A 22,967-nucleotide genomic window follows, 5' to 3' on the forward strand; every position below is an offset into this window, starting at 1 on the left:
CCACCTCCCGGCATCCCGACACCACCGCTGACGAATCGCCACCGACGTCTTGACACTTGAACTGTCACAACCTACTGTCAGGTTCGTGAGCACGCCCAAGACACAGACGGAGTGGAAGCTGACCGCGCTGGCGGAGGAGGTGGGCGTCTCGCCTCGCACGGTCCGCTATTACGTCCAACGGGGCCTCCTGCCCGCGCCGCCCTTCAAGGGGCCGGACACGGTCTACGGAGAGGAGCACCGGATGCGGCTCAAGGCCATCCGGGTGCTCCAGGCGAGGTTCCTGCCCCTGGACGCCATCCAGGCGGAGCTGTTGCGGCTGTCGCCGGAGGAGCTGCGCCGGCTGGCGGAGACGCCGGTGGGCCCGGGGACGTTGCCGGAGGAGCCCCTCCGGTTTCCGACCCCGAGGCGTCCGGGAAAAGACCCGACGGTGGAGGTGGCGCGTTACCAGCGCTGGCTCCTGGCGCCGGGGTTGGAATTGCACGTGTCGGAGCAAGCAGAAGCGAAGGTCCGGGCGCTGGCGGAGCGGGTGCGCGCCCTCATCGAGTCCGAGGAAGGAACGCTGTCATGAACGAGCAGGCGAAGTGTGGGCTGTTCACGCGTGAGGGGGCCCAGGTGCCCCTGCAGGGAGTGGAAGTCACCGGTGAGCTGCTCGGGGGGCACGCGCGGGTGCGCGTGACGCAGCGCTACCGCAACGACGAGAAGAAGCCGGTGGAGGCCATCTACGTCTTCCCCCTGCCCTCCGACGCGACGCTCAGCGCCTTCTCCATGACGTGCGCGGGCCGCCGCGTGGCCGGCGTGGTGAAGGAGCGCGAGGCGGCCTTCCGCGCCTATGACGACGCCATCACCGAAGGGCACGGCGCGGCGCTGCTGGACCAGGAACGCGCCAACGTCTTCACCGCGCAGGTGGGCAACCTGCTGCCGGGCGAGGAGACGCTGGTGGAGGTGGAGTTCCTCCAGACGCTCACCGCCGAGGAGGGCAGCGTGCGCTGGATGCTGCCCACGCTGGTGGCGCCCCGGTACATCCCCGGCCCGGTGCACGGCGACCGCACCGGCCACGGCAGCGCGGCCCCGACGACGCGGGTGCCGGACGCGGACCGCATCTCCCCGCCCACGAGCTTGAACGTGGACTACGGGCTGCGCATGGACCTGCTCATCGACGTGGGCCGTGACGTGGTGGTGGAGAGCCCGTCCCACCGGCTCACCGTCACGAAGGAGGGCACCCGCACGCGGGTGAAGCTCCAGCGCGACTCGCTGTACCGGAACTTCGCGGGCGACGAGGTGGAGCTGAACCGGGACGTGGTGCTCACGATGCGCAACGCGAACCCGGACGTGATGCTCACGCCCGTGGTCACGCACCGCAAGGCGGAAGGGCCGGGCACGTTCGCGCTCACCGTTGTGCCAGACCTGCTGAACCTGGCGACGACGCCGCCCCGGCAGGAGGTGGTGTTCGTGGTGGACACGTCCGGCTCCATGGCCGGGGACAGCCTGCCCCAGGCCCAGGCCGCGCTCCGGCTGTGCCTGCGCCACCTGCGTGAAGGCGACCGCTTCAACGTCATCGCGTTCGAGAACTCGTTCCGGACCTTCTCCGCGCAGACGGTGCCGTTCACCCAGCGCACGCTGGAGCAGGCGGACGCGTGGGTCGCGGGGCTGAAGGCCTACGGCGGCACGGAGCTCCTGGAGCCGATGGTCAGCGCGATGAAGGCCGCGCCGGACGGCGTGGTGGTGCTGCTGACGGATGGCCAGGTGGGCAACGAGTCGGAGATCCTCAACGCGGTGCTGGCGGCGCGTGGGACGGGGCGGGTGTTCTCGTTCGGCATCGGCACCAACGTGAGCGACGCGCTGTTGCGCGACCTGGCGCGGCGCACGGACGGCGCGGTGGAGTTCATCCACCCGGGAGAGCGCATCGACGAGAAGGTGGTAGCGCAGTTCTCGCGGGCGCTCGCGCCGCGCGTCACCGACCTGGAGGTGCGCTTCGACGGTGTGGAGGCCAGTGAGCTGGCCCCGTCCACGCTGCCGCCGCTGGTGGACGGCACGCCGTGGACGCTCTTCGGGCGCTATGCGCAGGCGGGCACGGGCAGCGTGACGCTGAAGGGGAAGTCGGGCCGGGAGCCCTTCTCCCTCACGGTGCGGCTGGACCTGCCCGCGCTGTCGGACCGGCCGGTGGTGGAGAAGCTGTGGGCCGCCGAGCGCATCCGGGGCTGGATGGACGCGGGGCTGGTGGGCCGGCGCGCGGAGGCGATGAAGGAGCGCATCGTGAAGCTCGCCATCGAGCACCAGCTGGCGACGCAGTACACGTCCTTCGTGGTGGTGGAGGAGCGCCAGGGCGACCGTCGCGCGTCGGGCACGCCGGAGACGCGCGTGGTGCCGGTGAACGCGCCCGCGGGCTGGAGCATGTTCAACCAGGCCCCGGGGGACGTGGACGACGATGAGGCCGAGGGCGGGCTCGCGGATGCAATGGCGCCTGGGCGCCCCGGGAAGATGCCGGCGATGAGGGGAATGCCCCAGAAGAAGATGGCCGCGCCCGCCGCGGCGGTCAGCCGCTCCCGGGGCGGCGCGGTGCCCCCGCCGCCTCCGAGCCTGTCCGCGCCCGCGCCCGCGCGCGACCTGGGACCGGAACCCACCACGGGTTCCTCCTTCCACGCGGAGCTCGCGGATGGCGCCGGCCCCGCGGGAGGCAGGGCCGCGCCGATGGAGCGCAAGGAGCAGGAGTCCGCCAAGCAGAAGGGGGGCTTCCTGGAACGACTGGTGTCCGCCGCGAAGCCGCGCAAGGCCGCCGCCCCAGCGGCGCCGTCCCTCCAGCAGCACGCCCCGCGCGCCCAGGAGGACAAGGCGGAGGTGCGCTACGAGCAGGAGGAGGTCCTGCCGCTGTCCGTGGCGGAGTCCTCCATCCCCACCGAGGACGTGGGAAGCCTGCTGGGCCAGCAGCTCGCCAACGGGCTGTGGGCCGGCACGGGTGAAGGGCCGGAGCCGGTGCGCCAGGCCCGCGCCACCGCGCGCGTGCTGCTGGTGCTGCTGCGCGAGGGCATCACCAGCAGCCACCCGCTGCACGGCGCGCAGGTGAAGAAGGCCGTGGACGCGCTGCTCGCGCTGGCCGCGCAGCTTGGCCAGGCGCCGGACGTGGCGGAGCTGGCGCTGGGCGTCGCGTGGCTGGTGGCGGCGGGGCCGCGCACGCGGGGCCGCATCGAGCAGGCCGCGAAGCCCCTCCCGGGCCTGGGCGGACGGCTGGAGGACACGGCCGCGCTCCGCCAGCACATGGAGACGCTGGCGACGCGGTAGGCCGCCGCGTGGCGTCACCCGGGCTCCGGGCCTCCTTTCCGGGAGGACCGGGGTCCCGGGTCTCCCGTCCTTTCACGGGGGTCGACTAGGGTTGGCGCACCCATGCTCCTCGCGCCCTTCGTCCTGGCCGTCCTCGTCGCCGCGCAGCCCGGTCCTCCGACCCAGGAAGGCGCGGCATCCTCCGCGGACACCGTGTCCGCGCCGCCGCTCGTGGCGAGTGACGAGACGTGCGCCGCCGAATCCGACTACGTGGCGGGCTTCGACGCGCTGGTGCGTGGAGAGGATGCACGGGCACTGGAGGAACTGGAGCGCGTGCTCCAGGTGTGCCCCGGGCATCCGTATGCGCCGGAGCTGGCGCGGCTGGCGCGGACGCGGTTGGACCCGGCCGCGCGGCTGGCGCAGGACACGCTGGCGCGGCCGGTGGTGGCGGAGCCAGGGGTGACTTCGAAGGAGGGACCGTCGCAGGGGGCCCGGGCGTCATTGACCGTCGTGCAGACGCTGCACGGCATCACCCAGGGCGTCATGCTGTGCTCCATCTCCAACTGCCAGGACGGGCGCGCGTTCGTGGCGGTGTCGCTCCTGGGCGGCGGCGCGGGGGCGGCGATTTCGATGCTCGCCACCCGGAGCGGGCTGACGCAGGGCCAGGCGGCGGCCATCAACTCCGGCACGGTGTGGGGCTTCGGTTATGGCCTGGCGTCCGGGAGCTCGTTCGACCTGGACGGGGACAGCGCCACGGGGGCGGTGATGGCGGGGGCGCTGGGCTTCACGGGCCTGGGCATCCTGGTGGCGGAGTTCGCGCGGCCCACCGCCGGACAGGTGTCGCTGGCGAACTCCGGCGGCCTGTGGTCGGGCGTGGTGGCGGGGCTGCTGCTGGCCACCCAGAGCGGCGAGACGCGCGATTTCGTCGGCATCGAGCAGGGCGTGGTGGGCGCGGGCCTGCTCACCTTCGCGCTGGTGGGGCGCAACCTGGACATCTCCCGGGGCCGGGTGCTGCTCATCGACGCGGGCGGCATCCTGGGCGGCCTGGTGGGACTGAGCGCGCTGTTCCTGGCGTTCAACGACGACAATGGGGACGCCCTGCTGGTGGGCACCGCCGTGGGCGTGGTGGCCGGCCTGGGGACCGCGACCTTCCTCACGCGCGACTTCGATGCGTCCGAGGATGAGGCCCCGGCCGTCTCCGTCGTCCCGGCGACGCTGGGACGTCACGGTGGATTGGGGCTGGCGGTGCTGGGCCAGTTCTAGCCTTAAGCTGCCCGCCTCGTTGCGCCGCTTCCGGAGCCGCCCATGCCCGTCGAGTCCCAGGCACTGACCCTCTTGCGTGATGAGCATGCGCTGCGCGTGAGGCAGAAGAAGGAGTGGGGAGAAATCCTCACCGGCTTCGAGGGCCGCAACCGCTACGAGGTGGTGGGCGACGACGGACGCCCGCTCTTCTTCGCGGGCGAGGTGGGCAGCGGCGTGGGGCTGTTCCTCCTGCGCAGCTTCCTCAAGGCGAAGCGGCCCTTCACCATGGAGCTCAAGTCCGCGAGCGGCGAGACGCTGCTGCGGCTGCGCCGCCCCTGGCGCTTCTGGCTGTCACGGATGGAGGTGGAGGACGGCGAGGGACGGCACCTGGGCGCCATCCAGCAGCGCTTCCGCTTCTTCACCCGCGCCTACGACGTGCTCGGGCCGCAAGACGAGGAGCTGGCCCAGTTGAGCGGCCCGTTCTTCAGGCCGTGGACGTTCAACGTGGAGCAGCAGGGCCGCGAGGTGGGCACCATCGCGAAGCGGTGGAGCGGGTTCGGCAAGGAGATGTTCACGGACGCCGACAACTTCGGCGTCCGGTTCAACGGCCTGCACGACCCGCACGTGCGGACGTTGGTGGTGGCCGCGACGTTCCTCATCGACTTCGTGCACTTCGAGAACAGCCGCGGCGCGGAGTGACGGCTAGGAGTGCCGCCGCAGCGTGGGCACGCGCGGCTGACCCTGTTCGTCACGCGGGAGGCCGTCGAGCTCCGGCTCGCTGGACAGCGTGCCGGGGCGCCAGCGCTGGACCTCGCGCACCATGAAGAAAGCCGCGGCGGACAGCACGCCCAGGTCGTCCAGCCAGCCGACAAAGGGGATGAAGTCCGGAATCGCGTCCACGGGCGACACGAAGTACAGGACGGCCAGCAGCCCGGACAGCTTGCGCCACGTCGCCACCCGAGGGTCGCGCACGTAGTGGAAGAAGCGGGTTCCCATTCCTCGAAGGCCTGCGATGTTCATACCCCTCCCTACGCATGGGGGACGCGGGTGATTGCACCATCCGTGCACGGCGCTTGCACGCCCGGTGTGCTAGCGGGCCTGCCCGGATGTCTCCTCCAGCACGTCCGCGCGGCCCGCGACCTCCAGGCGGGCGCGGCCGCCCTCGCGGAAGGGGGCCGTGGGGGCGGCGCGCACCACCAGCGCCATGCCCGCGCAGGACACGGTGTAGTCCACGTGCGCGCCCCGGAACGCGCGCTCCAGCACCTCCGCTCGCAGCGCGCCGCCCACCGCGACGCCGTCCGTGTCGGGGACGAGCCGCAGTGCTTCCGGGCGCAGGGAGAGCATCACCTCGCCGCGCGCCTCCGTGCTCAGCGGCAGGTTGCCCAGGGCCGTGCGGGCGACGCGGCCGAAGGCGGAGCCGGGCAGCAGGTTGGTGCCGCCCAGGAAGTACGCGGCGAAGGCGGTGCGGGGTGCTTCGTAGACGGGCTCGGGCGCGCCCTGCTGCTCCACCGTGCCCCCGCGCAGCAGCACCAGCCGGTCCGCGAAGGCCAGCGCGTCCCCCACGTCGTGCGTGGCGAAGAGCACGGCGGTGCCTCGGGCCTTGAGCACGCGGCGCCACTCGCCAAGGACGGTGGCGCGCAGGCCCGCGTCCATTCCGGCGAAGGGTTCATCCAGCACCAGCAGCTTCGTGCCGGAGGCCAGCGCGCGGGCCAGCAGCACCCGCTGCCGCTGCCCTCGTGAGAGCGTGCCGCAGGCGCGCGACTCCAGGTCTTCCATCTGGAACAGCGCCAGCATGCCGCGCGCGTGCGCCAGGCCTTCGCCCTTGGGCTGCACGCCCATCACGGCGTCGCGCACGGTGAGGCCGGACTCGAGCTCGGCGTCATGGAGGACGCGGCGCAGGGGGCGCTGCTCCGGGGGCACGAACGTGTCCGGCCCCGCGACCACGCGGCCATCGAGGGTGATGGTGCCGGACGTCGGCTGCTCCAGGCCCGCCACCAACCGCAGCAGCGCCGTCTTCCCGGAGCCGGAGGTGCCCATCAGCGCGACCGCCACGCCCGGCTCCAGCGCCAGCGCCACGTCCCGCACCGCTGGGGCGGAGGCGCCGAGAAACTTCAGGGTGAGGGCATCGAGCGAGAGGAAGGCCATGACGGCGGGCACACTACGGTGCGGCACCGGCCGGGCCAAGCACCAGGTCCCATGGCTGGGGACTGCCGGACGCGTGGCGCTTCCGTGCCGTGGGATTAGGCTCCCTCGCCGTTCATCCCCTTCTTCCGGGAGTCCCCATGTCGCGCCTGCTCATCGCCTGTGCCGTCCTGCTGGGAACCGCGTCCTTCGCCCAGGCCCCCGCGGCCCCTCCGTCGCAGCCCAAGGCCGCTGCCGCCCCGGCGGCTCCGGAGAAGCCGAATCCGCTGAAGGCCACCGCGGAGCGCACCCAGGCCGCGATCGCCCAGCTGCCCGCGGCGAAGCCCGAAGACGTGAAGTCCCAGGACGCCATCCTCAAGGCGCTCTACGACGTCATCAGCGGACCGGCGGGGACGGCTCGCGACTGGCAGCGCTTCCGCTCCCTCTTCTATCCCGGCGCCCAGCTCATCCCGCTGGTGAAGCCCCCGGGTGCAGCCACGCTCGCGGCCCGCGCCATCACCCCGGACGACTACGTGACGTGGGGCAAGGAGGCCACCGCGACGCACGGCTTCTTCGAGAAGGAGACCGCGCGCCAGACGCACGCCTTCGGGGCCCTGGTGCAGGTCATGAGCACCTATGAGGCGCGCGGCACGCAGGACGGGCCGCTCATCGCCAAGGGCGTCAACAGCATCCAGCTCTTCAACGACGGTCAGCGCTGGTGGGTCATGAACATCTTCTGGATCGACGAGAACACCGCCGGCCTCAAGGTGCCCAAGGACCTCACCCAGAAGTAGCCCCCGTCAAAAACGAAGAGGGCCGGGTCCCGGAGCGCGCATCCCGCGCGTCCCGCTCCCGGCCCTCCCGTGCTCCTACCGCCTGGGCTCAGCCTTCCGAGCCAGGCTCACCTTCAGGGCCCGCGGCGCCCTCCGAACCGGACTCGTCCGCCGGAGCCTCCGGCGAAGCGTCCTCGGCCGACGTGGCCTCCGCGCCCTCGGCGCTGGCTCCCTCCACCGGCGACGTGGCCTCCGTCTCCTCCTCGGACTCCTCGCCTTCGGGCAGCTTGGAGATGGCCATCACCTTCTCCTCGCCGTTCTCCAGCGCGATGAGGCGCACGCCCTGCGTGTTGCGGCCGATGACGGAGATCTCCTTCACCTTCATGCGGATGAGCATGCCGCCGTTGGTGACGAGCATCACCTCGTCGCTGTCCTTCACCTGCACCACGCCCACCACGCGGCCGTTCCGCTCGGTGGCCTTGATGTCGATGATGCCCTTGCCGCCACGGCCCTGTTGCCGGTACTCGGCGCCCTGCGTGCGCTTGCCGTAGCCGTTCTCCGTCACGGTGAGGATGGCGCTGCCCTGCTCCGCCGGCGCCTGGCCCTCTTCCGGTTCCTTGTCCAGGAGGTCCGCGCCCACCACCTCGTCGCCGTCCTCCAGCGTGATGCCCTTCACGCCGTAGGCCTGACGGCCCATGGAGCGCACGTCCTCTTCCTTGAAGCGGATGCTCATGCCCGCGGCCGTGGACAGGAGGATGTCCTTGGTGCCGTCGGTGATCATCACGCCCACCAGTTCGTCGCCCTCGTCGATGCCCAGCGCGATGATGCCGCTGGCGCGGACGCTTTCGAACGCGCTCAGGTCCGTGCGCTTCACCACGCCCTTCTTCGTGACGAAGAAGACGTAGCGGTTCTCCGGGAAGTCGCGCGTCACCAGCACCTGCGCCAGCCGCTCCCCTTCCCCGAACTGCACCAGGTTCACGATGGCCTTGCCGCGTGACGTGCGGCTGCCCTGCGGAATCTGGTGCACCTTCAGCGTGTACAGCTTGCCCTTCGTGGTGATGGGCATCAGGTACGCGTGCGTGCTGGCCACGAACACCTTGGTGACGAAGTCGTCCTCCTTCGTCCCCGCGCCCGTCTTGCCGCGCCCGCCGCGCTTCTGCGCGCGGTACTCCGACAGGGGCGAACGCTTCACGTAGCCCGTGTGCGACAGCGTGACCACCATCGTCTCTTCCGCGATGAGGTCCTCGCTGGTGAAGTCATCCACCGCGCCCGTGATCTCCGTGCGGCGCTTGTCGCCGTAGCGCTCGCGGATCTCCATCAGCTCCGCCTTGATGACGGAGAGCAGGCTCTTCTCGTTGGCGAGGATGTCACGCAGGCGCGCGATGTCGCGCACCAGCCCGATGAGCTCCTTGAAGAGCTCTTCACGCTGCAGGCCGGTGAGGCGCTGCAGGCGCATCTCCAGGATGTTCTGCGCCTGGTCCTCGCTGAAGCCCGCGCCCTCGTACTTGTGCTCCAGGCCGCCGTAGGCCGGCTCTTCGTTGCGGGCGCGGCTGACCAGCAGCTCCATCTGCGCCTTGGCCTTCGCGTAGTCGATGCGGTCCAGGTTCTGGAAGCGCTCGCGCGTGTACAGCTCCGGCGACAGGATGTTCATCAGGCCCCAGCGGGCCTCGTCCGGGTCACGCGACGCGCGGATGAGGCTGACCACCAGGTCGATGAGGTCCTGCGCGACGAGCAGGCCTTCCACGATGTGCATGCGCGAGAGCGCCTTGCGCAGCTCGTAGCGCGTGCGGCGCGTCACCACGTCGCGGCGGTGCGCGACGAAGCGGTCCAGCAGCTCCTTCAGGTTGAGCGTGCGCGGCTGCCCGCCGTCGATGGCCAGCATCACCGCGCCGAACGTCGTCTCCATCTGCGTCATGGAGAAGAGGTTGTTGAGCACCACCTGGGAGATGGCATCGCGCTTGAGCTCGATGACGATGCGCATGCCCTGACGGTCGCTCTCGTCACGGATGTCGCTGATGCCCTCCAGCTTCTTCTCACGCACCAGCTCGGCGATCTTCTCGATGAGCCGGGCCTTGTTCACCTGATAGGGGATCTCCGTGACGATGATGGCCTCACGGTCGCCCTTCTTGTTCGTTTCAATCTCCGTGCGCGCACGGATGGTCATGGACCCGCGGCCCGTCTCGTAGGCGCGGCGGATGCCCTCGCGGCCGGTGATGATGGCGGCGGTGGGGAAGTCCGGCCCCTCGATGAACTCCATCAGGTCCAGGACGGTGCAGTCCGGGTTGTCGATGAGGTGCAGCGTCCCGGACACGACCTCCGTCATGTTGTGCGGCGGGATGTTGGTGGTCATGCCCACCGCGATGCCGCTGCTGCCGTTGACGAGGAGGTTGGGGAACTTGGCCGGCAGGACGAGCGGCTCTTCCAGCGAGTCGTCGTAGTTGGGCCCGAACTCGACGGTCTCCTTGTCGATGTCCGACAGGAGGTCCTCCGCCAGCCGCTCCATGCGCACTTCCGTGTAACGCATGGCCGCCGGCGAGTCGCCGTCCACCGAGCCGAAGTTGCCCTGGCCGTCCACCAGCAGGTAGCGGAGGCTCCACTCCTGGGCCAGGCGCACCATGGCGTCGTAGACGGACGAGTCGCCGTGCGGGTGGTACTTACCGATGACGTCACCCACCACGCGCGCGCTCTTCTTGTAGGCGCGGTTGTGGAGGTTGCCCAGGTCGTTCATCGCGAAGAGGACGCGACGGTGCACGGGCTTCAGGCCGTCACGCACGTCCGGCAGCGCGCGGCCGATGATGACGGACATCGAGTAGTCGAGATACGAGCGGCGCATCTCGTCTTCGATGTTGATGGGAATGAGCTCTCCGGCGCCGCTCGACGGAGGAGGCGCGGGGGGCGTTGCCGGCGTGTCGGTGGTGTCGTCAGCCATGGGCTCTGGAAGGTGCGGACGGGCCCCTCACGTGGGGAGCTCCGCCCGATGGGAGAGTGTTCGTAACCCCTGGATTTCCCTCAGTCAATAAGGGAAACAGGGGGGATTCGCCACGGCTGCCCGCCCGCCCGGTTCCAGGGGTCGGAGAGGGCCTTTCCGGGGCACCCGGATGGAACATCCGGGCGGTGCGTTTTCAGCCCCACCGGAGGCCGTTTTCCAGGCCCGTTTCCGGGCCATTCCGGGCCCGTTTTTCAGGCCTTGGGGCGGAGGTTCGCGGCCAGCCGTTCGGCCTCCGCGCCCACACCGCCCTCGGGGTCCTTCGCCTTCGCCGTTTCGAACGCGGCGAGCGCCCCTTCGCGGTCGCCGCGGAGCTTCAGCGCCACACCGACATTGAGGTGCGCCGCGGCATTGTCGCGGTCCATGGCGAGCGCTTCGCGGAACAACGTGAGCGCCTGGTCCACGTCACCCGACAGGAGCGCCTCGCGGCCCGCCTGGACGCGCTTGTCCGCGTCGTTGACCAGCTCCACCTCGAACACGCTCTTGCCCACGACGTTGGCCACGAGCACGCGCAGGATGCCGCCCCAGTAGAACGACAGGCCTTCCGCGGCGACGACGGCGGCGAGGGGCAGGTCGGGCAGCAGCTGCTTGCCCCGGAACTTGAAGCGGACCTTGGTGTAGCGGCCCTTGTTGGTCCAGTGGACCAGCTCGCCGCGGAGCTTCTTGAAGCCGGCCTCCAGCTGGGCCGGGTCGATTTCGAAGGGCAGCACCCGGCCCTGCGGCTCGCCCGCGGGCAGGCTCTTGGGCGCGGCCTCGCGGGGGTCTGTCCCGGGGCTGGAGTCGAAGACGGGCTCGGCCTCCAGCACGGGGGGCTTCGGGGACGACGAGGCGCGGCGGGGCTCCACCTTCTCCACCTTCGCCTTCACCGGCCGGGCCGGGGGCTTCGCGGGCGCGGCCGGGCGCGCGGGCTGCTTCTTCGCCTTCGCCGGGGACTTGCGGGGTGCCGTCTTTGCCATGGGGTCACTCTAAGCGACCCACTCCTCCGCCGCTCGTGAAGTCGTGCGAAGACGGCCGCTCAGACGGGGCCCGGGCGGTGGCCCCAGACGCCCACCATCAGGCTGGGCACCAGCACGCCGCCGTTGGAGCGCAGCTCGGCGGTGAGGCGGGCGGCCAGCGTGTCGATGTCCACCTCCATGGCCAGCGCCACGCCCAGCCGCTCCATGTGGGGCAGGAGCGTGCGCACGGTCTCCACCAGGGCCTGCGTGGACTCCGAATCCGGCGTCACGCCCACGCGACCGCCCACCACGCCGTCGTCCACCACCAGCCCGGCCCGCCGCAGCGTGGACATCAGCTCCAGGCCCATGTGGACCTTGATGCCCACGCGTTCGCAGGTGGGCAGCATCCAGTTCCAGATGCGGGTGAACAGCGGAAGCTTCGGGTGCGTCAGGCCCATGGCCGCCAGCTCCAGCTCGTGCAGCGCCATCACGCCTCCGGGGCGCAGGTGCTCCACCATGCGGCGGACGAACGAAATGGGGTCCGGTTGGAACATCAGCACCAGCCGGCTGACGATGGCGTCGAAGGGGGCGCCGACGGCCAGGGCCTCCAGGCTGGTATGCTGGAAGTGCACGTGGGCCAGGCCCTGCGTTTCGGCGCGGCGCCGGGCGCAGGAGAGGACGCGGGCCTCGCGGTCGACGCCCACCACCTCGCCCGTGGGGCCCACCAGCTCCGCGGCGAGGAAGGACACGTCGCCCACGCCGCAGCCCACGTCCAGCACGCGCATGCCGGGCTTGAGTCCCGCTCCGCGCAGCACCGCCTCCGTCAGCGGCGCGTATATCTGGGCCTGGAGCATCAGCCGTCGCAGCTCCCGGTCCTCGTTGCCCTGGACGTACTCCGCGGCGGCATTGGTTTCTTCGACACGCATGTGCGACTCCGGGGTTGGAGACGACGCGCACGGTCGCAAGCCCTGGCGTCCTTCGCGCCCTCCCGCCGGTCCCGACGCAATGACAGACAGCCATCCGCGTCCGCGACCGGAGGGCCGGGCCACGTCCAACCCCGGACAGGCCCACGTCCCGGCAATGTCTCTTGATTCCGGGACTACCCGGCGAAGCGCCTGCGCGGTGCACGGCGTGTGGGTTGTCGCGCCGCGCGGCCGTGAAACAATCCGCGCGCTCTCCCACCCGAAGGAACGCCTCTCCATGACGACGCGCGTCCGGCCCGTGCTCCTCTCCGCCCTGCTGCTTGCTGCTTCCCTCGCCCACGCGGCGCCCGCCGTGCCCGCCGCGGAAGGGGCGTGGCCCCGCTTGCGCAAGGAGCGCCTCCAGAAGCTGCTGCCCCAGGCCATGGCCCGCGCGGGCGTGGACGCGTGGGTGGTGCTCTGCCGTGAGAACGACAACGACCCGCTCGCCGGTCACGTGGGCGGAGAGAACGCGGGCGGCACCGCGGCGTTCCTGTTCCTCCGCGACGGCGACACGCTGCGCTCCACCGCGCTCTCCCCCGAAGGCGAAGCCACCGCGCTCCGGGACATGGGCGTGGTGGACGAGGTGGTGGCCTTCGAACGCGGCGCGGACGTGCACGCGCTCATCGCGGCGCGGCTGTCCAAGGCGAAGCTGACGAAGGTGGCCATCAATTCGTCGGAGCGGATGTCCATCGCGGATGGCCTGTCCGCCACGCAGCGCGCGAAGCTGGAGGCGGCGCTCTCCCCCGCGCTGCGCAAGAAGCTGGTGTCCTCCGAGGACCTCGTCTCCGAGTGGCTGGCCGTGAAGCTGCCGGAGGAGGTGGACATCATGCGCAAGGCCGCGGACATCACCGCGAAGCTGGAGGAGGAGGCGTACCGCACGGTGGTGCCGGGCAAGACGCGCGACTCGGACGTGGCGCGCCTCCTCAAGAAGCGCATCGCGGAGCTGGGCGTGGGTGACGGGTGGCAGCCGGACCAGAACCCCAACGTGAACAGCGGCCCCACGCGCGGGCACTCGAACGCCACCGACCGTGTCATCCAGCCGGGGGACTTCATCCAGACGGACTTCGGCATCCGCGTGGGCGGCACCTGGGTGACGGACATCCAGCGCTTCGCCTACGTGCTGGCCCCGGGCGAGCAGCAGCCTCCCGCGGAGGCGCTGGCGAAGTGGGAGAAGTCGAAGAAGGGCAGCCGCATCGCGCTCGCGGCGATGAAGCCCGGCGTGCGCGGCTACGACGTGGACAAGGCCCAGCGCGACTGGATGCGCGAAGCGGGCTCCGAGCCCGTGATGTGGGGCACCGGCCATCCCGTGGGCTACTGGGCCCATGACGCCGGCCCCGCCCTGTCCGGCGCCGCGTCCGGCAAGCCGCCCACGGGCTCCTCGCTGCGAAAGCTCCAGCCCGGACAGGTGTTCGCCTTCGACGGCTTCTTCGCGTGGAAGGACGGCAGCAGCCCGGACGCGCTGCGCATCCTCTCCGTGGAGGAGATGGCCGTCGTCACCGACACCGGCGCCGAGTACCTCAACCCACCCCAGGAGCAGCTCATCCTCATCCCGTCCCCTGTCACGACCATGAAACATTGAGGGCCTCGGGCCCGGCCCGCGCCCACACCCTACGACGTGGGTGGTCCCGACCCCGGAGACTCGGCACGGTGGGGTGTGGCGCGCGGAAGGGCGGGCTCGGATACACTCGGATGTATCGCTGCGCCGGTCAGGCGCTGGAGGACCGCCCATGCCAACCGTGCTGGTCATCGATGATGACCTCTTCGTCCTCGCGACCGTGGGAGACACCCTGAGGAGCGCGGGCTACACGGTGCTCACGGTGCAGTCCCCCGCCGAGGCCTTCCACCTGGACCTCTCCGGCATCGCCGCCATCCTGTGCGACTACAACATGCCGGAGATGAACGGCTCCGACGTGCTCGTCGCCATGCGCGAGCTGCAGGAGTGCCGGGCGCCGTTCATCTTCCTCACCGGCCACTCGGACCTGGATGACCTGCTGCCGGTGGCCATCCGCTACGGCGCGGAGCTGCTGCCCAAGCCGGTGGACCCGTCGGAGCTGACGCGGCTCTTGCGCAAGCAGATCGCCGCCTGAGCAGGCCCGCGCGCGCGGCGCTTCAGCCCAGTTCGGAGAGCAGGGCTTCCGCGTGCTCGCGCCACTCGGGCTCCAGTGAAGGCCTGCGCAGGAGCACCGTCAGCCGCTCCTTCGCGGCGTCCCGCGCGCCCAGCCAGACCTCCACGCGGGCCAGGGACAACACGGGCTCTGGACGGTGGGGCGCGCGGCGGTGGGCTTCCTCCAGGGATTCCCGCGCGGGCGCCGCGGCCTCCGGAGGTCCGGCCTCCCCCTGACGCAGGAGCAGCAGGCCCAGACGCCACGCGGGCATCCAGTCGTCCGGTGACAGGCGCACGGCCTCGCGCCACGCGGCGAGCGCGCGCTCCACGTCGGGCGGCTCCAGGGACTCGAAGACGAGCGCCTCCGCGGAGCGGCTGAGTCCGGTGGAGAGGCCTCGCGACTCCAGCTGGTGGCACAGCTCCAGGGCCTCCAGGAAGCGCCGCTCCGTCACGCGCAGGCGGGCCAGGTGCCCCAGCGCCGCCACGCCTTCGGGCTCCACGCGCACGCGCGCCTCCGCCGCGGACACGGCGCCGCGCACGTTGCCTCGCGCGAGCCGCACATCCGACAGCGCCTTGAGCAGGCCCACGTCGTCCGGCACGGCCTTCTGGCCCTGGCGCAGCAGGTCCTCCGCCGCCTCCAGCTCTCCGCCCGCCTCCAATGCGCGCGCGAACACGAGGTAGCTGGGCGCGTGCCAGGGGTCCAGGTGCAGGGACTTCTCCAGATGCGCGAAGGCCTCCTCCATCCGGTCCAACAGGAAGAGGGCGCGCGCGAGCTGGAAGTGGTGCAGCGCCACGCGCGGTTCCCGCGACACGGCCTGGGACAGGGCCGGGTACGCGGCGGTGGCATCGCCCTGCTCCATCCACACGTAGCCCAGGCCGAAGAAGGCTTCGGTGGGGGGCTCGGGCTCCGCCGTGAGGGCCCGGTACAGGTCCAGGGCCTGGGGCCATTCGCCGCGCCGCGTGTGCAGCGCCGCGGTCACCAGCCGGGCCTCGGTCCGCGCGGCCGCGCCGGCCCGGGTGACGCCCAGGAGCAGGGACTCCGCGAGCGCCTCCTCCCCGTCCACCAGGGCCAGCCGCGCCAGCGTGAGCATCGCGCGCCAGTCGGAGGCATTGCGCTCCTGTGCCTTCAGGGCCTCGCGACGGGCTCCTTCCAGGTCACCCGCCTTGAACAGCGTTTCGTGGCGCGGAACAGGATTCAGGACGGACACTCCCCACGGAAGATGCGCACCCCGCAGGGCAATGCACGGGAGGTCCCTCCACGCCGTGCGACGCCTTCCCCCGGGTCCATCCGTGCTCATCAGGCTAGCAGACAGCCGGACAACCTCCCGCCCGCGCTCCCGGGTGCCGGCCTTCCTTCGCCGCCAGGCCCCCTGTCGTTCACGGTGGTGCAACGGGCTTGCCCGCGCGCGGGCCTTCGTGGTCCCACCAGATGCGTGCGACTCAAGGTCCTCACCCTGAACGTGGCCCACGGCGCGCCGTTCGCCGTGCCCATGCCCTTCCTGCGCCGGCGGTCCGCGCTGCTGGGCACGCTGGACCGGGTGGCGGCACTGCTGTCCCGCGAGGCCGCGGACGTGGTGGCATTGCAGGAAGCGGATCGCTCCAGCCTCTTCAGCGGACGGGTGGATCAGGTGGCCCGCATCGCGGAGCAGGCCGGTTATCCGCACGTGCATCACGGCGTGCACTCCGGCGTCCCCGGACTGTTCGCGCAGGGCACCGCGCTCCTGTGCCGGCATCCGCTGGAGTCGCGCGACACGGCGCACTTCGGCCGCGACCGGCGCGTGGACAAGGGCTTCGTCGTCGCCACGCTCAAGGGGGAGCGCGGGCCGGAGGTCGTGTCCCTGCACCTGGATCCGTTCTCCGCGGCGGTGCGGCAGCGTCAGGTGGACCTGCTCATCCATGCCCTGCGCCAGCGGCCGGAGCGGCCTCGCGTGGTGATGGGCGACTTCAACGCGGAGGACGTGGAGGGCGACGGACCCGTGGCCCGCCTGTGCGCGGCGCTGGGACTGCACACGCCCGCGGGAGGCGAGCCCACGTATCCCGTTCCGAAAGCACGTCAGCGCCTGGACCAGGTGCTGATCTCCCACGCCCTGCGCTTCACCCGCTACGAGCGCCTGCCCGACACCGTCTCCGACCACCACGCCGTGGTGGCCGAGCTGACGTTCTCCGGCGGTTGAAGCACCGCTTCAGCCAAGCACTGCGACGAGCTGCCGGCACTGCGCGAGCAGCGTGCCGTCCTGGGCCCAGAGCAGCTGGGTCTCCTCCGTGTAGCCATCCGCGGCCTGTCGCGAGCGGCCGGTGCGCAGGTAGTGCGCGTCCGGAGCAATCCCCGTCACCGGGAACGTCTGGAAGAACTGCACGCTGAAGTCCACCGAGGCGGCCGCGCGGAAGCCGTCCATCCGCGACAGCACGGACGGCGGATACGCATCCATCAACCCCACGCACAGCGCCGCGTCCAGCACCGTGGGAGCGCGAGGCCGCAGCCAGCCGCCGACCTCCGCCTCGGGCCCGCCGGAGTACGGCGCCGAGCCGACGCAGTAGCGGTACTCGAAGAAGCGGCAGAAGTCCGGCATGGGCACGTCGTCGGGGACGGGCGTGAGCGCCCGCGGCTCGGGGACCTTCGGCATGACGAAGTCCATGTACTCGGGAGCGCCACCGCGCGCGGCACCGAAGGTCGCCGTGGCGACGGCCACCACGGCGCCGCCACTCTCCACCCGCGCGGTGGCGTGGGTGACGAGCTTGCCGGCGCGCTCGATGCGCGTGTGCAGGTCCGCCACGCCCTCCGCCGCGGGCGAGCAGAAGTGCACGGTGAACGAGCGCACCGCCCGCTGGGCGTCATTCAGGTGGTGCTCCAGCGCGCGCAGCACCTGCCCCGCCACCACACCGCCGTAGGCGCCCCGGCCCTGATACCAGGCCGCCTCGTAGCGCGAGCGGTAGTGCCCGGGTTCCAGGGGTTCAACGAGGGTGGCGGCGAGGAAGGGCGCGGTCATGATGCACTGCATCCTAGTCGCGCCAGCGTGGATGTCCTGGGAGATCCACGCCCGGCCGGCGCGCACTAGAAGACGAGTTCACGCAGCGTGGTGCCCTGCTGGATGGTCACCCAGCTGAAGACACCCTTGCTCAACCGGGGGTACCTGCTCCCGGGCTCCGCCAGGTAGAGGGAGCTGAAGCTCCCGGCGCTGGGACGCTTCTCCGTGGTGGAGACGAGCGTCTCCTGCCCCTTCCCATCGCTGTCGGAGAAGACGACCGAGAAGGCGGCCAGCGCCGACGGCGGTTCCATGTCACCGTCATGGACCGTGACTCCCTCCCGCGGCTTGGGAACCATCCAACTCACGGGGAGATCCACTTCGAACCGGTCGGGAGCAGTCCACCGGAAGGTGGGAAGCGCCTTGTCCTTGCGGCCGGGAGGCTGGAACCACGTGGCGACGGGCTTGCCGTCGGCGGTGCGCGCCACGCCCAGCTGCACCGCGCGAGAGGAATCCGCGTTCGGCTCGCGCCACCACAGCTCCAGGTGATCCGCGGCGAGGATGGCCTGCGCGCTGGCATCCGCGGCCGGCACCGGCTGGTCGTCATGGAGCGTCGCGATGAGCGTCACCGTGGCGCCCTTGCGCAGCCACTGCACCTTCAGGCCGGCATCCGCGGCGCCGCTCCAGTTCTTCTTCCCCCAGCTCACCCAGACCGGCGCGGGCGGCGCCGGCTCCTGCGTACCAGAGGCGAGCATCGCGGCGGACCGGCTCGGGACAGGGTCCTTGCTCCCTTCGGTGTCCTGATCTTCCGATTCGTAGGACGTGAGCTCCGTCCGCGGCGACCGGAGTGGCCGTGGCGAGGAGGCCGAGCAACGAAAACCAATGGGGCGTGTGCATGAAGGACCGTGGATCAGCCCTGATACGACTCATCCTGTTCGATGCGGCTGAGCACCCAGTCGAACTCGCCGGACGTCACCCGCGCCTGGCAGTGCGTGCAGTGGCCCGCCATGTTGATGGACAGCGGCGCGCCGCACGACGGGCACTGCTTCTGCGTGGAGGGCTTGCCCTGCACGCCCCGGCCGCGGATGAGCGTCCAGTACTCGCTGTACGCGCGCTCCCGGGAACGGCTGCCGCCCACGACCTGTCCGTCCCGGTCCCGCACCGTGTAGTCCAGGCTGACGGCATGCACGCGCAGGGTGACGGCGTCGAAGTACGCGTCCCGCGTCACCCGCGCGAGCGTCAGGTTCGTGATGCGCGCGTTCTCCGTGATGTTGCGCAGGCCCGCCTGGCGGTAGGCGTTGATCCAATACAGCTGCGTCTGGAAGAGGTTGTCGCTGAGGAAGGGCCGCATGCCCTTCCACTCGCGCTGGGCCCACGCCGTCTGCATCTCGTTGAAGATGAACTCCAGGCGCCTGCGCAGCGCGAGCGGCGTCGCCTCCGGGTCGTCGTGCATCAGCGCGTTCAGCCGCTCCTGCGCGCGCGAGTCCCTGAGGGTGGGCAGCTCCGTGCCCTGCTCCTCCGTGGTGCCGGTGAGCTGGGGGCCGCGCCGCTCGCGCTCCTGCGACGTCACGCGCGTCACCACCCAGTCGAACTCACCGGTGTTCACCACCGTGTTGCAGTACGAGCAGGTGTGGCCGTGCACGGACTCCAGCGGCGCGCCGCAGTTCGGGCACTTGAAGGCGCGCGCGTCCTCGGGCGGACGCGACTTCGCGGACGTGTCGCGCTCCAGCAGCCACTCCTCCGCGACGTACCAGCTCTGCTCGGAGCCGGCGGAGGCCTCTGTGTAGTTGGCCTCGAAGCGCAGGACCACGCGGACGCGCGGGCTGTTCGCGCCCACGCCCTCCACGGACTCGTACGTCACGGCGCCCACCACCACGGCCTTCACTGCGTCCGGCGTGCCCAACTGCTTGAGCGAGGCGATGGCGTCGTCGGACAGCCAGCCGCCCAGCGTGTCCAGGCGGCCGCCGCCGCGCGCCTCGTGCACGCGGGCGAAGAGCGAGTAGACGAAGTCCTCGAAGAGGACGATGGAGAACTCCGGATCCAGCGGCTGCACCGACCCGTCCGAGCCCTTGGGGCCCACGCGAGCCAGGCCCGCGAGCTTCGTGCGCAACGAGCCCTGACGCCGCGGGGGCGGCGGGGCATGAGGCGCGACGGTGCTCCAGTCCTTCTGCCCCGAGGACTTCACGTTCATGAGCACGATGGCGACCACGCCCAGGACGACGATGAGCAGGCAGAGGCCGCCGAACGCCCCTCCTCCGCTCGAGGACGACGAACCGCCGGAGCTGTAGGAGCGGCTGCCAGAGCTGTACGAGGAACGGCTGCTGGACCCGAAGGACGAGGACGACGAGCTGCGGCTGCTCGATGAACTGCGGCTGCTCGACGAGCTGCGGCTGGAGCCGCGATAGGTGCTGCCGCCACCGGGGCGCGCCTCGGCGTCGGGGAGCGAGGCGAAGCCCAGCCCGAGGAACAGCGCGACGGCGAGCAGGAGGACGGAACGGGAGCGCCTCACGCCACGACTCCGGGCATGTCCGGCAGTTCGTTCACGTCATCCTCCAGGCGGGGCAGCACGCGCGCCAGCGGCGCCTGGATGCGGCGCAGGGCCTGGAAGAAGGGTTCAGGCGCGGTGGACGCGGCCAGCGCGGCGGCCAGCTGCGTGAGCGCGTCCTGCCACTCGGGGCCCATGAGCGAGGGGTCCACGCCGTAGTCGGTGACGACCTCCACGCGGCGCTCGAGGAGGGAGACGAACACCAGGATGCCGGTGCGGCGCGACGTGTGCGACACGCCCAGCTCCGTGAAGGCGGCCCGCGCGGCGGTGCGCACGGACGTCTCCTGGAGCTTGCGCGAGGTGAGCGCGCGGCGCAGCGACGGCAGGGCGCGGCCCAGGAGCGCGCCTCCGAAGAAGGACAGCAGCACCACGGGCGGGAAGGCGAAGAGGTGGACCTCCTGTGGGATGAACAGGAGGAACATCAGGTTGACGTAGGCGATACCCGCGCCCAGCCAGGCATTGGTGTGGGCGTAGTCGCTGGAGGAGCGTCGCACGGAGACCACGACCTCGGCGGCGGTCTGGGACTCGATGGCCGCGATTGCTTCCGCAGCCTGGGTGCGTGCGGCGTCTTCGAGGAAGGTGGTGGCCATCGTGGGCGGGCACTATAGCCAACCCCCGGGACACGTCCCTAGGCGGGCAGTTTCCAGTCGATGAGGTGCTGGCCGTGCTTCTCGAGCTCGGCGTTGGTGGTGCTGTAGGGTTTGCTGCCGAAGAACCCCTTGCTGGCGGACAGCGGCGAGGGGTGCACGCCCTCCAGGACGACGTGGCGTTTCGCGTCGATGAGGGCCTTCTTCTTCTGCGCGGGCTTGCCCCAGAGCAGGAAGACGACGGCGTCCTCCTTGGCGCTGACGGCGCGGATGACGGCGTCGGTGAACGGCTCCCACCCATGCTTCGCGTGGCTGTTGGGGGAGGCCTGGCGCACGGTGAGCACGGTGTTGAGCAGGAGCACGCCCTGCTTCGCCCACGGGATGAGCGAACCGTCGCGAGGCCTGGGCGCGCCCACGTCGCTCTGGAGCTCCTTGAACATGTTCACGAGCGAGGGCGGAGGAGGCACGCCGGGCTGGACGGAGAAGGCGAGGCCGTGGGCCTGTCCCGGGCCGTGGTAGGGGTCCTGCCCCAAGAGCAGCACGCGCACGTCCGCGTAGGGCGTGAGGCGGAACGCGGAGAACAGGTCCTCCTCCGACGGGAACACGGTGTGTTCCTGGCGTTCCTTGCGCACGAACTTCTCCAGCTCCTTGAACGACGGCGCGTGGATGGCGTCATGCAGTACTTCCTTCCAGTCCTCGGGCAACCCGTCCGCCAGCGTCATTGCGACCCTCCGTGGGGCCGCACCCTAGACCAGGGCGCGCGTCCGGAGGCGCCAGCGTGTGCAGCCAGGTGCCGGACGGCGAACGTTGCGCACAGGGGCGGGCCGCCGCACCGGAAAGCGAGCAGGCAGTCATGACGGGAGCTTGGGGCCCGGGCCGGGGCGCGCTAGCCTTGCTCCCGCCATGACGATGTACACCGAGTCGCTCCGCGCCTTCCTCAAGCCCGTCCTGACCTACCTGGACGACGAGTCGGTGTCGGAAATCATGATCAACGGCCCCACCGACGTGTGGATCGAACGCAAGGGCCGGTTGATCAAGACGGATGCCTCCTTCTCCGAAGAAGGTCTGATCGGCGCCGCGCGCAACATGGCCCAGTTCGTGGGCCGTCCCCTGACCGAGGAGCGCCCCCGCCTGGACGCGCGCCTGCCCGACGGCAGCCGCATCCACGTGGTGATTCCGCCCATCGCGCGCAACGGCACCACGATCTCCATCCGCAAGTTCTTCAAGGACAAGCTGACCATCGACTCGCTGTTGAAGTTCAAGTCTCTGACCAAGCCCATGGCGCGCCTCATCGAGGCCGGCATCGCCACCAAGCTCAACATGCTGGTGGCCGGTGGCACGGGCTCCGGCAAGACGACGCTGCTCAACATCGTCTCGTCCCTCATCCCGGACGAGGAGCGCATCCTCACCATCGAGGACTCCGCCGAGCTCCAGCTCAACCAGTCCCACATCGTGGCCTTCGAATCCCGCCCCGCCGACAAGTTCGGCAAGGGCGCCGTGGACATGGGTGACCTGCTGCACTCCGCGCTGCGTCTGCGCCCCGACCGCATCGTGGTGGGCGAGGTGCGCGGCGGCGAGGCCTTCCACCTCATGCAGGCCATGAACACCGGTCACGGCGGCTCGCTGGCCACCACGCACGCGAACACCCCCACGGACACGCTGCGCCGCATTGAGTCCCTGTGCCTCATGTCGTCCGTGGAGCTGCCCATGGTCGCCGTGCGCGCCCAGGTGGCCAGCGCCATCAACTTCGTCATCTGCTGCGAGCGCCTCCACGACGGCAGCCGCAAGACGATTGCCCTGTCGGAGGTGCTGCCCCTCACGGAGAAGGGCGAGTACCGCACCCAGGACATCTTCGTGTTCACGCCCGTGGCCAAGGACGAGCACGAGAACATCCTGGGCTACCACGCGCCCACCGGCATCATCCCCAACTTCATCCAGAAGGCGCGCGCGTACGGCTTCGACGACCTGGACGACGCGTTCTTCGACCCGGCCACCTACGGCGTGCCGCCCCCGCCCAGCTTCCACGTGGGCGAGGCCTACGCCCTGCGCTGGGCGCCCTCCCTGAAGCACCGCGAGCAGGGGCTGCCGGACCCGGCGCACTTCAAGGAGGACTGGGCCAAATTCGAACAGGTGCTCCGCAACGCGGCCCCGGACGGCCCCGTCGGTGGCCCCAAGCCCGCGGCGACCCCGCCCAAGCCCGCCGCAGCGCCGCCTGCGCCGCCGCCCGCGAAGGCCGCGCCCGCGCTGCGTCCCTCGCTGCCGGCCCGTCCGCCGCCCTCGCAGGACGACGACAAGACGCCGCCGCCCACGCGCAACCCGTTCGCGGAGCAGGAGGACACCCGCTCCACGCCGCCCTCCGAACCGCTGGTGCAGGTGTCCGAGGACCTGCTCGCGGCGCTTCAGGGAGGGCGCCCAGCGCAGGGCGTAGGCCTGGCCCACGTGGAAGCTGGGCGGGGGCGGCACGCCGTAGGGGGCCGGGTCGAAGAACGCGTCG

General features: G+C 71.0%; 20 protein-coding genes. 9 read left to right on the forward strand and 11 right to left on the reverse strand.

The genetic code is table 11. The features are described 5' to 3' along the window. The first annotated feature begins 85 nt into the window (after positions 1-85). The 4 genes from D7X32_RS31660 (at position 86) to D7X32_RS31675 (ending at position 5,196) form a co-directional block, all read left to right on the forward strand. Positions 86-568: a helix-turn-helix domain-containing protein gene (locus D7X32_RS31660; protein ID WP_120606304.1), complete on the forward strand. Its 483-nt coding sequence runs from the start codon at positions 86-88 to the stop codon at positions 566-568. Next, complete coding sequence (locus D7X32_RS31665; protein WP_120606305.1) at positions 565-3,276, forward strand: VIT domain-containing protein; 2,712 nt, start codon at positions 565-567, stop codon at positions 3,274-3,276. Before D7X32_RS31660 ends, D7X32_RS31665 begins: the two co-directional genes overlap by 4 nt. A gap of 102 nt (positions 3,277-3,378) precedes the next feature. Further along, positions 3,379-4,518, forward strand: a complete 1,140-nt coding sequence (locus D7X32_RS31670; protein WP_120606306.1) for a hypothetical protein — start codon at positions 3,379-3,381, stop codon at positions 4,516-4,518. A gap of 42 nt (positions 4,519-4,560) precedes the next feature. Continuing rightward, positions 4,561-5,196, forward strand: a complete 636-nt coding sequence (locus tag D7X32_RS31675) for an LURP-one-related family protein (protein ID WP_120606307.1) — start codon at positions 4,561-4,563, stop codon at positions 5,194-5,196. Between the two features lie 3 nt (positions 5,197-5,199). On the opposite strand, the gene D7X32_RS31680 is transcribed toward D7X32_RS31675, so the two are convergent. Beyond that, complete coding sequence (locus D7X32_RS31680) at positions 5,200-5,493, reverse strand: YkvA family protein (RefSeq protein ID WP_120606308.1); 294 nt, start codon at positions 5,491-5,493, stop codon at positions 5,200-5,202. A 93-nt stretch (positions 5,494-5,586) separates the two neighbouring features. Further along, the gene (locus D7X32_RS31685) at positions 5,587-6,642 is read right to left on the reverse strand and encodes an ABC transporter ATP-binding protein (RefSeq protein WP_120606309.1); all 1,056 of its coding nucleotides are present in this window, start codon (positions 6,640-6,642) and stop codon (positions 5,587-5,589) included. A gap of 137 nt (positions 6,643-6,779) precedes the next feature. On the opposite strand from D7X32_RS31685, the gene D7X32_RS31690 reads away from it, so the two are divergent. Beyond that, the gene (locus D7X32_RS31690; protein WP_120606310.1) at positions 6,780-7,412 is read left to right on the forward strand and encodes a nuclear transport factor 2 family protein; all 633 of its coding nucleotides are present in this window, start codon (positions 6,780-6,782) and stop codon (positions 7,410-7,412) included. Between the two features lie 88 nt (positions 7,413-7,500). Here the strand turns inward: D7X32_RS31690 and gyrA are convergent, their stop codons facing one another. The 3 genes from gyrA to D7X32_RS31705 all read right to left on the reverse strand — a co-directional run bounded on the left by gyrA (position 7,501) and on the right by D7X32_RS31705 (position 12,238). Next, positions 7,501-10,320, reverse strand: a complete 2,820-nt coding sequence (gyrA, locus tag D7X32_RS31695) for a DNA gyrase subunit A (RefSeq protein WP_120606311.1) — start codon at positions 10,318-10,320, stop codon at positions 7,501-7,503. A 251-nt stretch (positions 10,321-10,571) separates the two neighbouring features. Then, on the reverse strand, positions 10,572-11,333 hold the full coding sequence (locus tag D7X32_RS31700; protein WP_120606312.1) for a tetratricopeptide repeat protein: 762 nt from the start codon (positions 11,331-11,333) through the stop codon (positions 10,572-10,574). Positions 11,334-11,392: 59 nt separating this feature from the next. Further along, positions 11,393-12,238, reverse strand: coding sequence for a class I SAM-dependent methyltransferase (locus D7X32_RS31705; protein ID WP_158625797.1), 846 nt, complete (start codon positions 12,236-12,238; stop codon positions 11,393-11,395). Positions 12,239-12,512: 274 nt separating this feature from the next. On the opposite strand from D7X32_RS31705, the gene D7X32_RS31710 reads away from it, so the two are divergent. Together D7X32_RS31710 and D7X32_RS31715 are read left to right on the forward strand one after the other, a co-directional pair. Next, positions 12,513-13,853 (forward strand): M24 family metallopeptidase, encoded by a 1,341-nt coding sequence (locus D7X32_RS31710; protein WP_120606314.1) that lies wholly within the window; start codon positions 12,513-12,515, stop codon positions 13,851-13,853. Between the two features lie 148 nt (positions 13,854-14,001). Next, a complete protein-coding gene (locus tag D7X32_RS31715) occupies positions 14,002-14,361 on the forward strand; it encodes a response regulator (protein ID WP_120606315.1) in 360 nt (119 codons plus the stop codon). 22 nt (positions 14,362-14,383) lie between these two features. Here the strand turns inward: D7X32_RS31715 and D7X32_RS31720 are convergent, their stop codons facing one another. Further along, on the reverse strand, positions 14,384-15,586 hold the full coding sequence (locus D7X32_RS31720) for a tetratricopeptide repeat protein (protein WP_244239289.1): 1,203 nt from the start codon (positions 15,584-15,586) through the stop codon (positions 14,384-14,386). 225 nt (positions 15,587-15,811) lie between these two features. Here D7X32_RS31720 and D7X32_RS31725 point away from each other — a divergent pair, with 225 nt between their 5' ends. Then, on the forward strand, positions 15,812-16,552 hold the full coding sequence (locus tag D7X32_RS31725; protein ID WP_158625798.1) for an endonuclease/exonuclease/phosphatase family protein: 741 nt from the start codon (positions 15,812-15,814) through the stop codon (positions 16,550-16,552). 9 nt (positions 16,553-16,561) lie between these two features. Here D7X32_RS31725 and D7X32_RS31730 read toward each other — a convergent pair whose 3' ends face one another. The 5 genes from D7X32_RS31730 to D7X32_RS31750 all read right to left on the reverse strand — a co-directional run bounded on the left by D7X32_RS31730 (position 16,562) and on the right by D7X32_RS31750 (position 21,195). Continuing rightward, a complete protein-coding gene (locus D7X32_RS31730; protein ID WP_120606322.1) occupies positions 16,562-17,365 on the reverse strand; it encodes an acyl-CoA thioesterase in 804 nt (267 codons plus the stop codon). Between the two features lie 65 nt (positions 17,366-17,430). After that, on the reverse strand, positions 17,431-18,096 hold the full coding sequence (locus D7X32_RS31735; protein ID WP_120606318.1) for a hypothetical protein: 666 nt from the start codon (positions 18,094-18,096) through the stop codon (positions 17,431-17,433). A gap of 155 nt (positions 18,097-18,251) precedes the next feature. Beyond that, entirely contained in the window at positions 18,252-19,850 is a 1,599-nt protein-coding gene (locus D7X32_RS31740) for a TIM44-like domain-containing protein (RefSeq protein WP_120606319.1), read from the reverse strand. Then, positions 19,847-20,476 carry a hypothetical protein gene (locus D7X32_RS31745; RefSeq protein WP_120606320.1) on the reverse strand — a complete coding sequence of 210 codons (630 nt, stop codon included), beginning with the start codon at positions 20,474-20,476 and terminating at the stop codon, positions 19,847-19,849. Before D7X32_RS31745 ends, D7X32_RS31740 begins: the two co-directional genes overlap by 4 nt. A 38-nt stretch (positions 20,477-20,514) precedes the next feature. Further along, a complete protein-coding gene (locus D7X32_RS31750) occupies positions 20,515-21,195 on the reverse strand; it encodes a uracil-DNA glycosylase (protein WP_120606321.1) in 681 nt (226 codons plus the stop codon). A 181-nt stretch (positions 21,196-21,376) separates the two neighbouring features. On the opposite strand from D7X32_RS31750, the gene D7X32_RS31755 reads away from it, so the two are divergent. Further along, the coding region (locus tag D7X32_RS31755; protein ID WP_244239290.1) for a TadA family conjugal transfer-associated ATPase at positions 21,377-22,967 on the forward strand (1,591 nt) is incomplete at its 3' end.

The sequence above is a fragment of the Corallococcus carmarthensis genome (assembly GCF_003611695.1).
Taxonomy (GTDB): Bacteria; Myxococcota; Myxococcia; order Myxococcales; family Myxococcaceae; genus Corallococcus; species Corallococcus carmarthensis.

Excerpts from the sequence above, each read along its gene's own strand:
- gyrA (WP_120606311.1), bottom strand. The coding sequence starts at position 10,320 with ATGGCTGACGACACCACCGACACGCCGGCAACGCCCCCCGCGCCTCCT.
- D7X32_RS31685 (WP_120606309.1), bottom strand. The coding sequence starts at position 6,642 with ATGGCCTTCCTCTCGCTCGATGCCCTCACCCTGAAGTTTCTCGGCGCC.
- D7X32_RS31675 (WP_120606307.1), top strand. The coding sequence starts at position 4,561 with ATGCCCGTCGAGTCCCAGGCACTGACCCTCTTGCGTGATGAGCATGCG.
- D7X32_RS31710 (WP_120606314.1), top strand. The coding sequence starts at position 12,513 with ATGACGACGCGCGTCCGGCCCGTGCTCCTCTCCGCCCTGCTGCTTGCT.
- D7X32_RS31670 (WP_120606306.1), top strand. The coding sequence starts at position 3,379 with ATGCTCCTCGCGCCCTTCGTCCTGGCCGTCCTCGTCGCCGCGCAGCCC.
- D7X32_RS31700 (WP_120606312.1), bottom strand. The coding sequence starts at position 11,333 with ATGGCAAAGACGGCACCCCGCAAGTCCCCGGCGAAGGCGAAGAAGCAG.
- D7X32_RS31690 (WP_120606310.1), top strand. The coding sequence starts at position 6,780 with ATGTCGCGCCTGCTCATCGCCTGTGCCGTCCTGCTGGGAACCGCGTCC.
- D7X32_RS31750 (WP_120606321.1), bottom strand. The coding sequence starts at position 21,195 with ATGACGCTGGCGGACGGGTTGCCCGAGGACTGGAAGGAAGTACTGCAT.
- D7X32_RS31735 (WP_120606318.1), bottom strand. The coding sequence starts at position 18,096 with ATGCTCGCCTCTGGTACGCAGGAGCCGGCGCCGCCCGCGCCGGTCTGG.
- D7X32_RS31705 (WP_158625797.1), bottom strand. The coding sequence starts at position 12,238 with ATGCGTGTCGAAGAAACCAATGCCGCCGCGGAGTACGTCCAGGGCAAC.
- D7X32_RS31715 (WP_120606315.1), top strand. The coding sequence starts at position 14,002 with ATGCCAACCGTGCTGGTCATCGATGATGACCTCTTCGTCCTCGCGACC.
- D7X32_RS31745 (WP_120606320.1), bottom strand. The coding sequence starts at position 20,476 with ATGGCCACCACCTTCCTCGAAGACGCCGCACGCACCCAGGCTGCGGAA.
- D7X32_RS31680 (WP_120606308.1), bottom strand. The coding sequence starts at position 5,493 with ATGGGAACCCGCTTCTTCCACTACGTGCGCGACCCTCGGGTGGCGACG.
- D7X32_RS31730 (WP_120606322.1), bottom strand. The coding sequence starts at position 17,365 with ATGACCGCGCCCTTCCTCGCCGCCACCCTCGTTGAACCCCTGGAACCC.
- D7X32_RS31665 (WP_120606305.1), top strand. The coding sequence starts at position 565 with ATGAACGAGCAGGCGAAGTGTGGGCTGTTCACGCGTGAGGGGGCCCAG.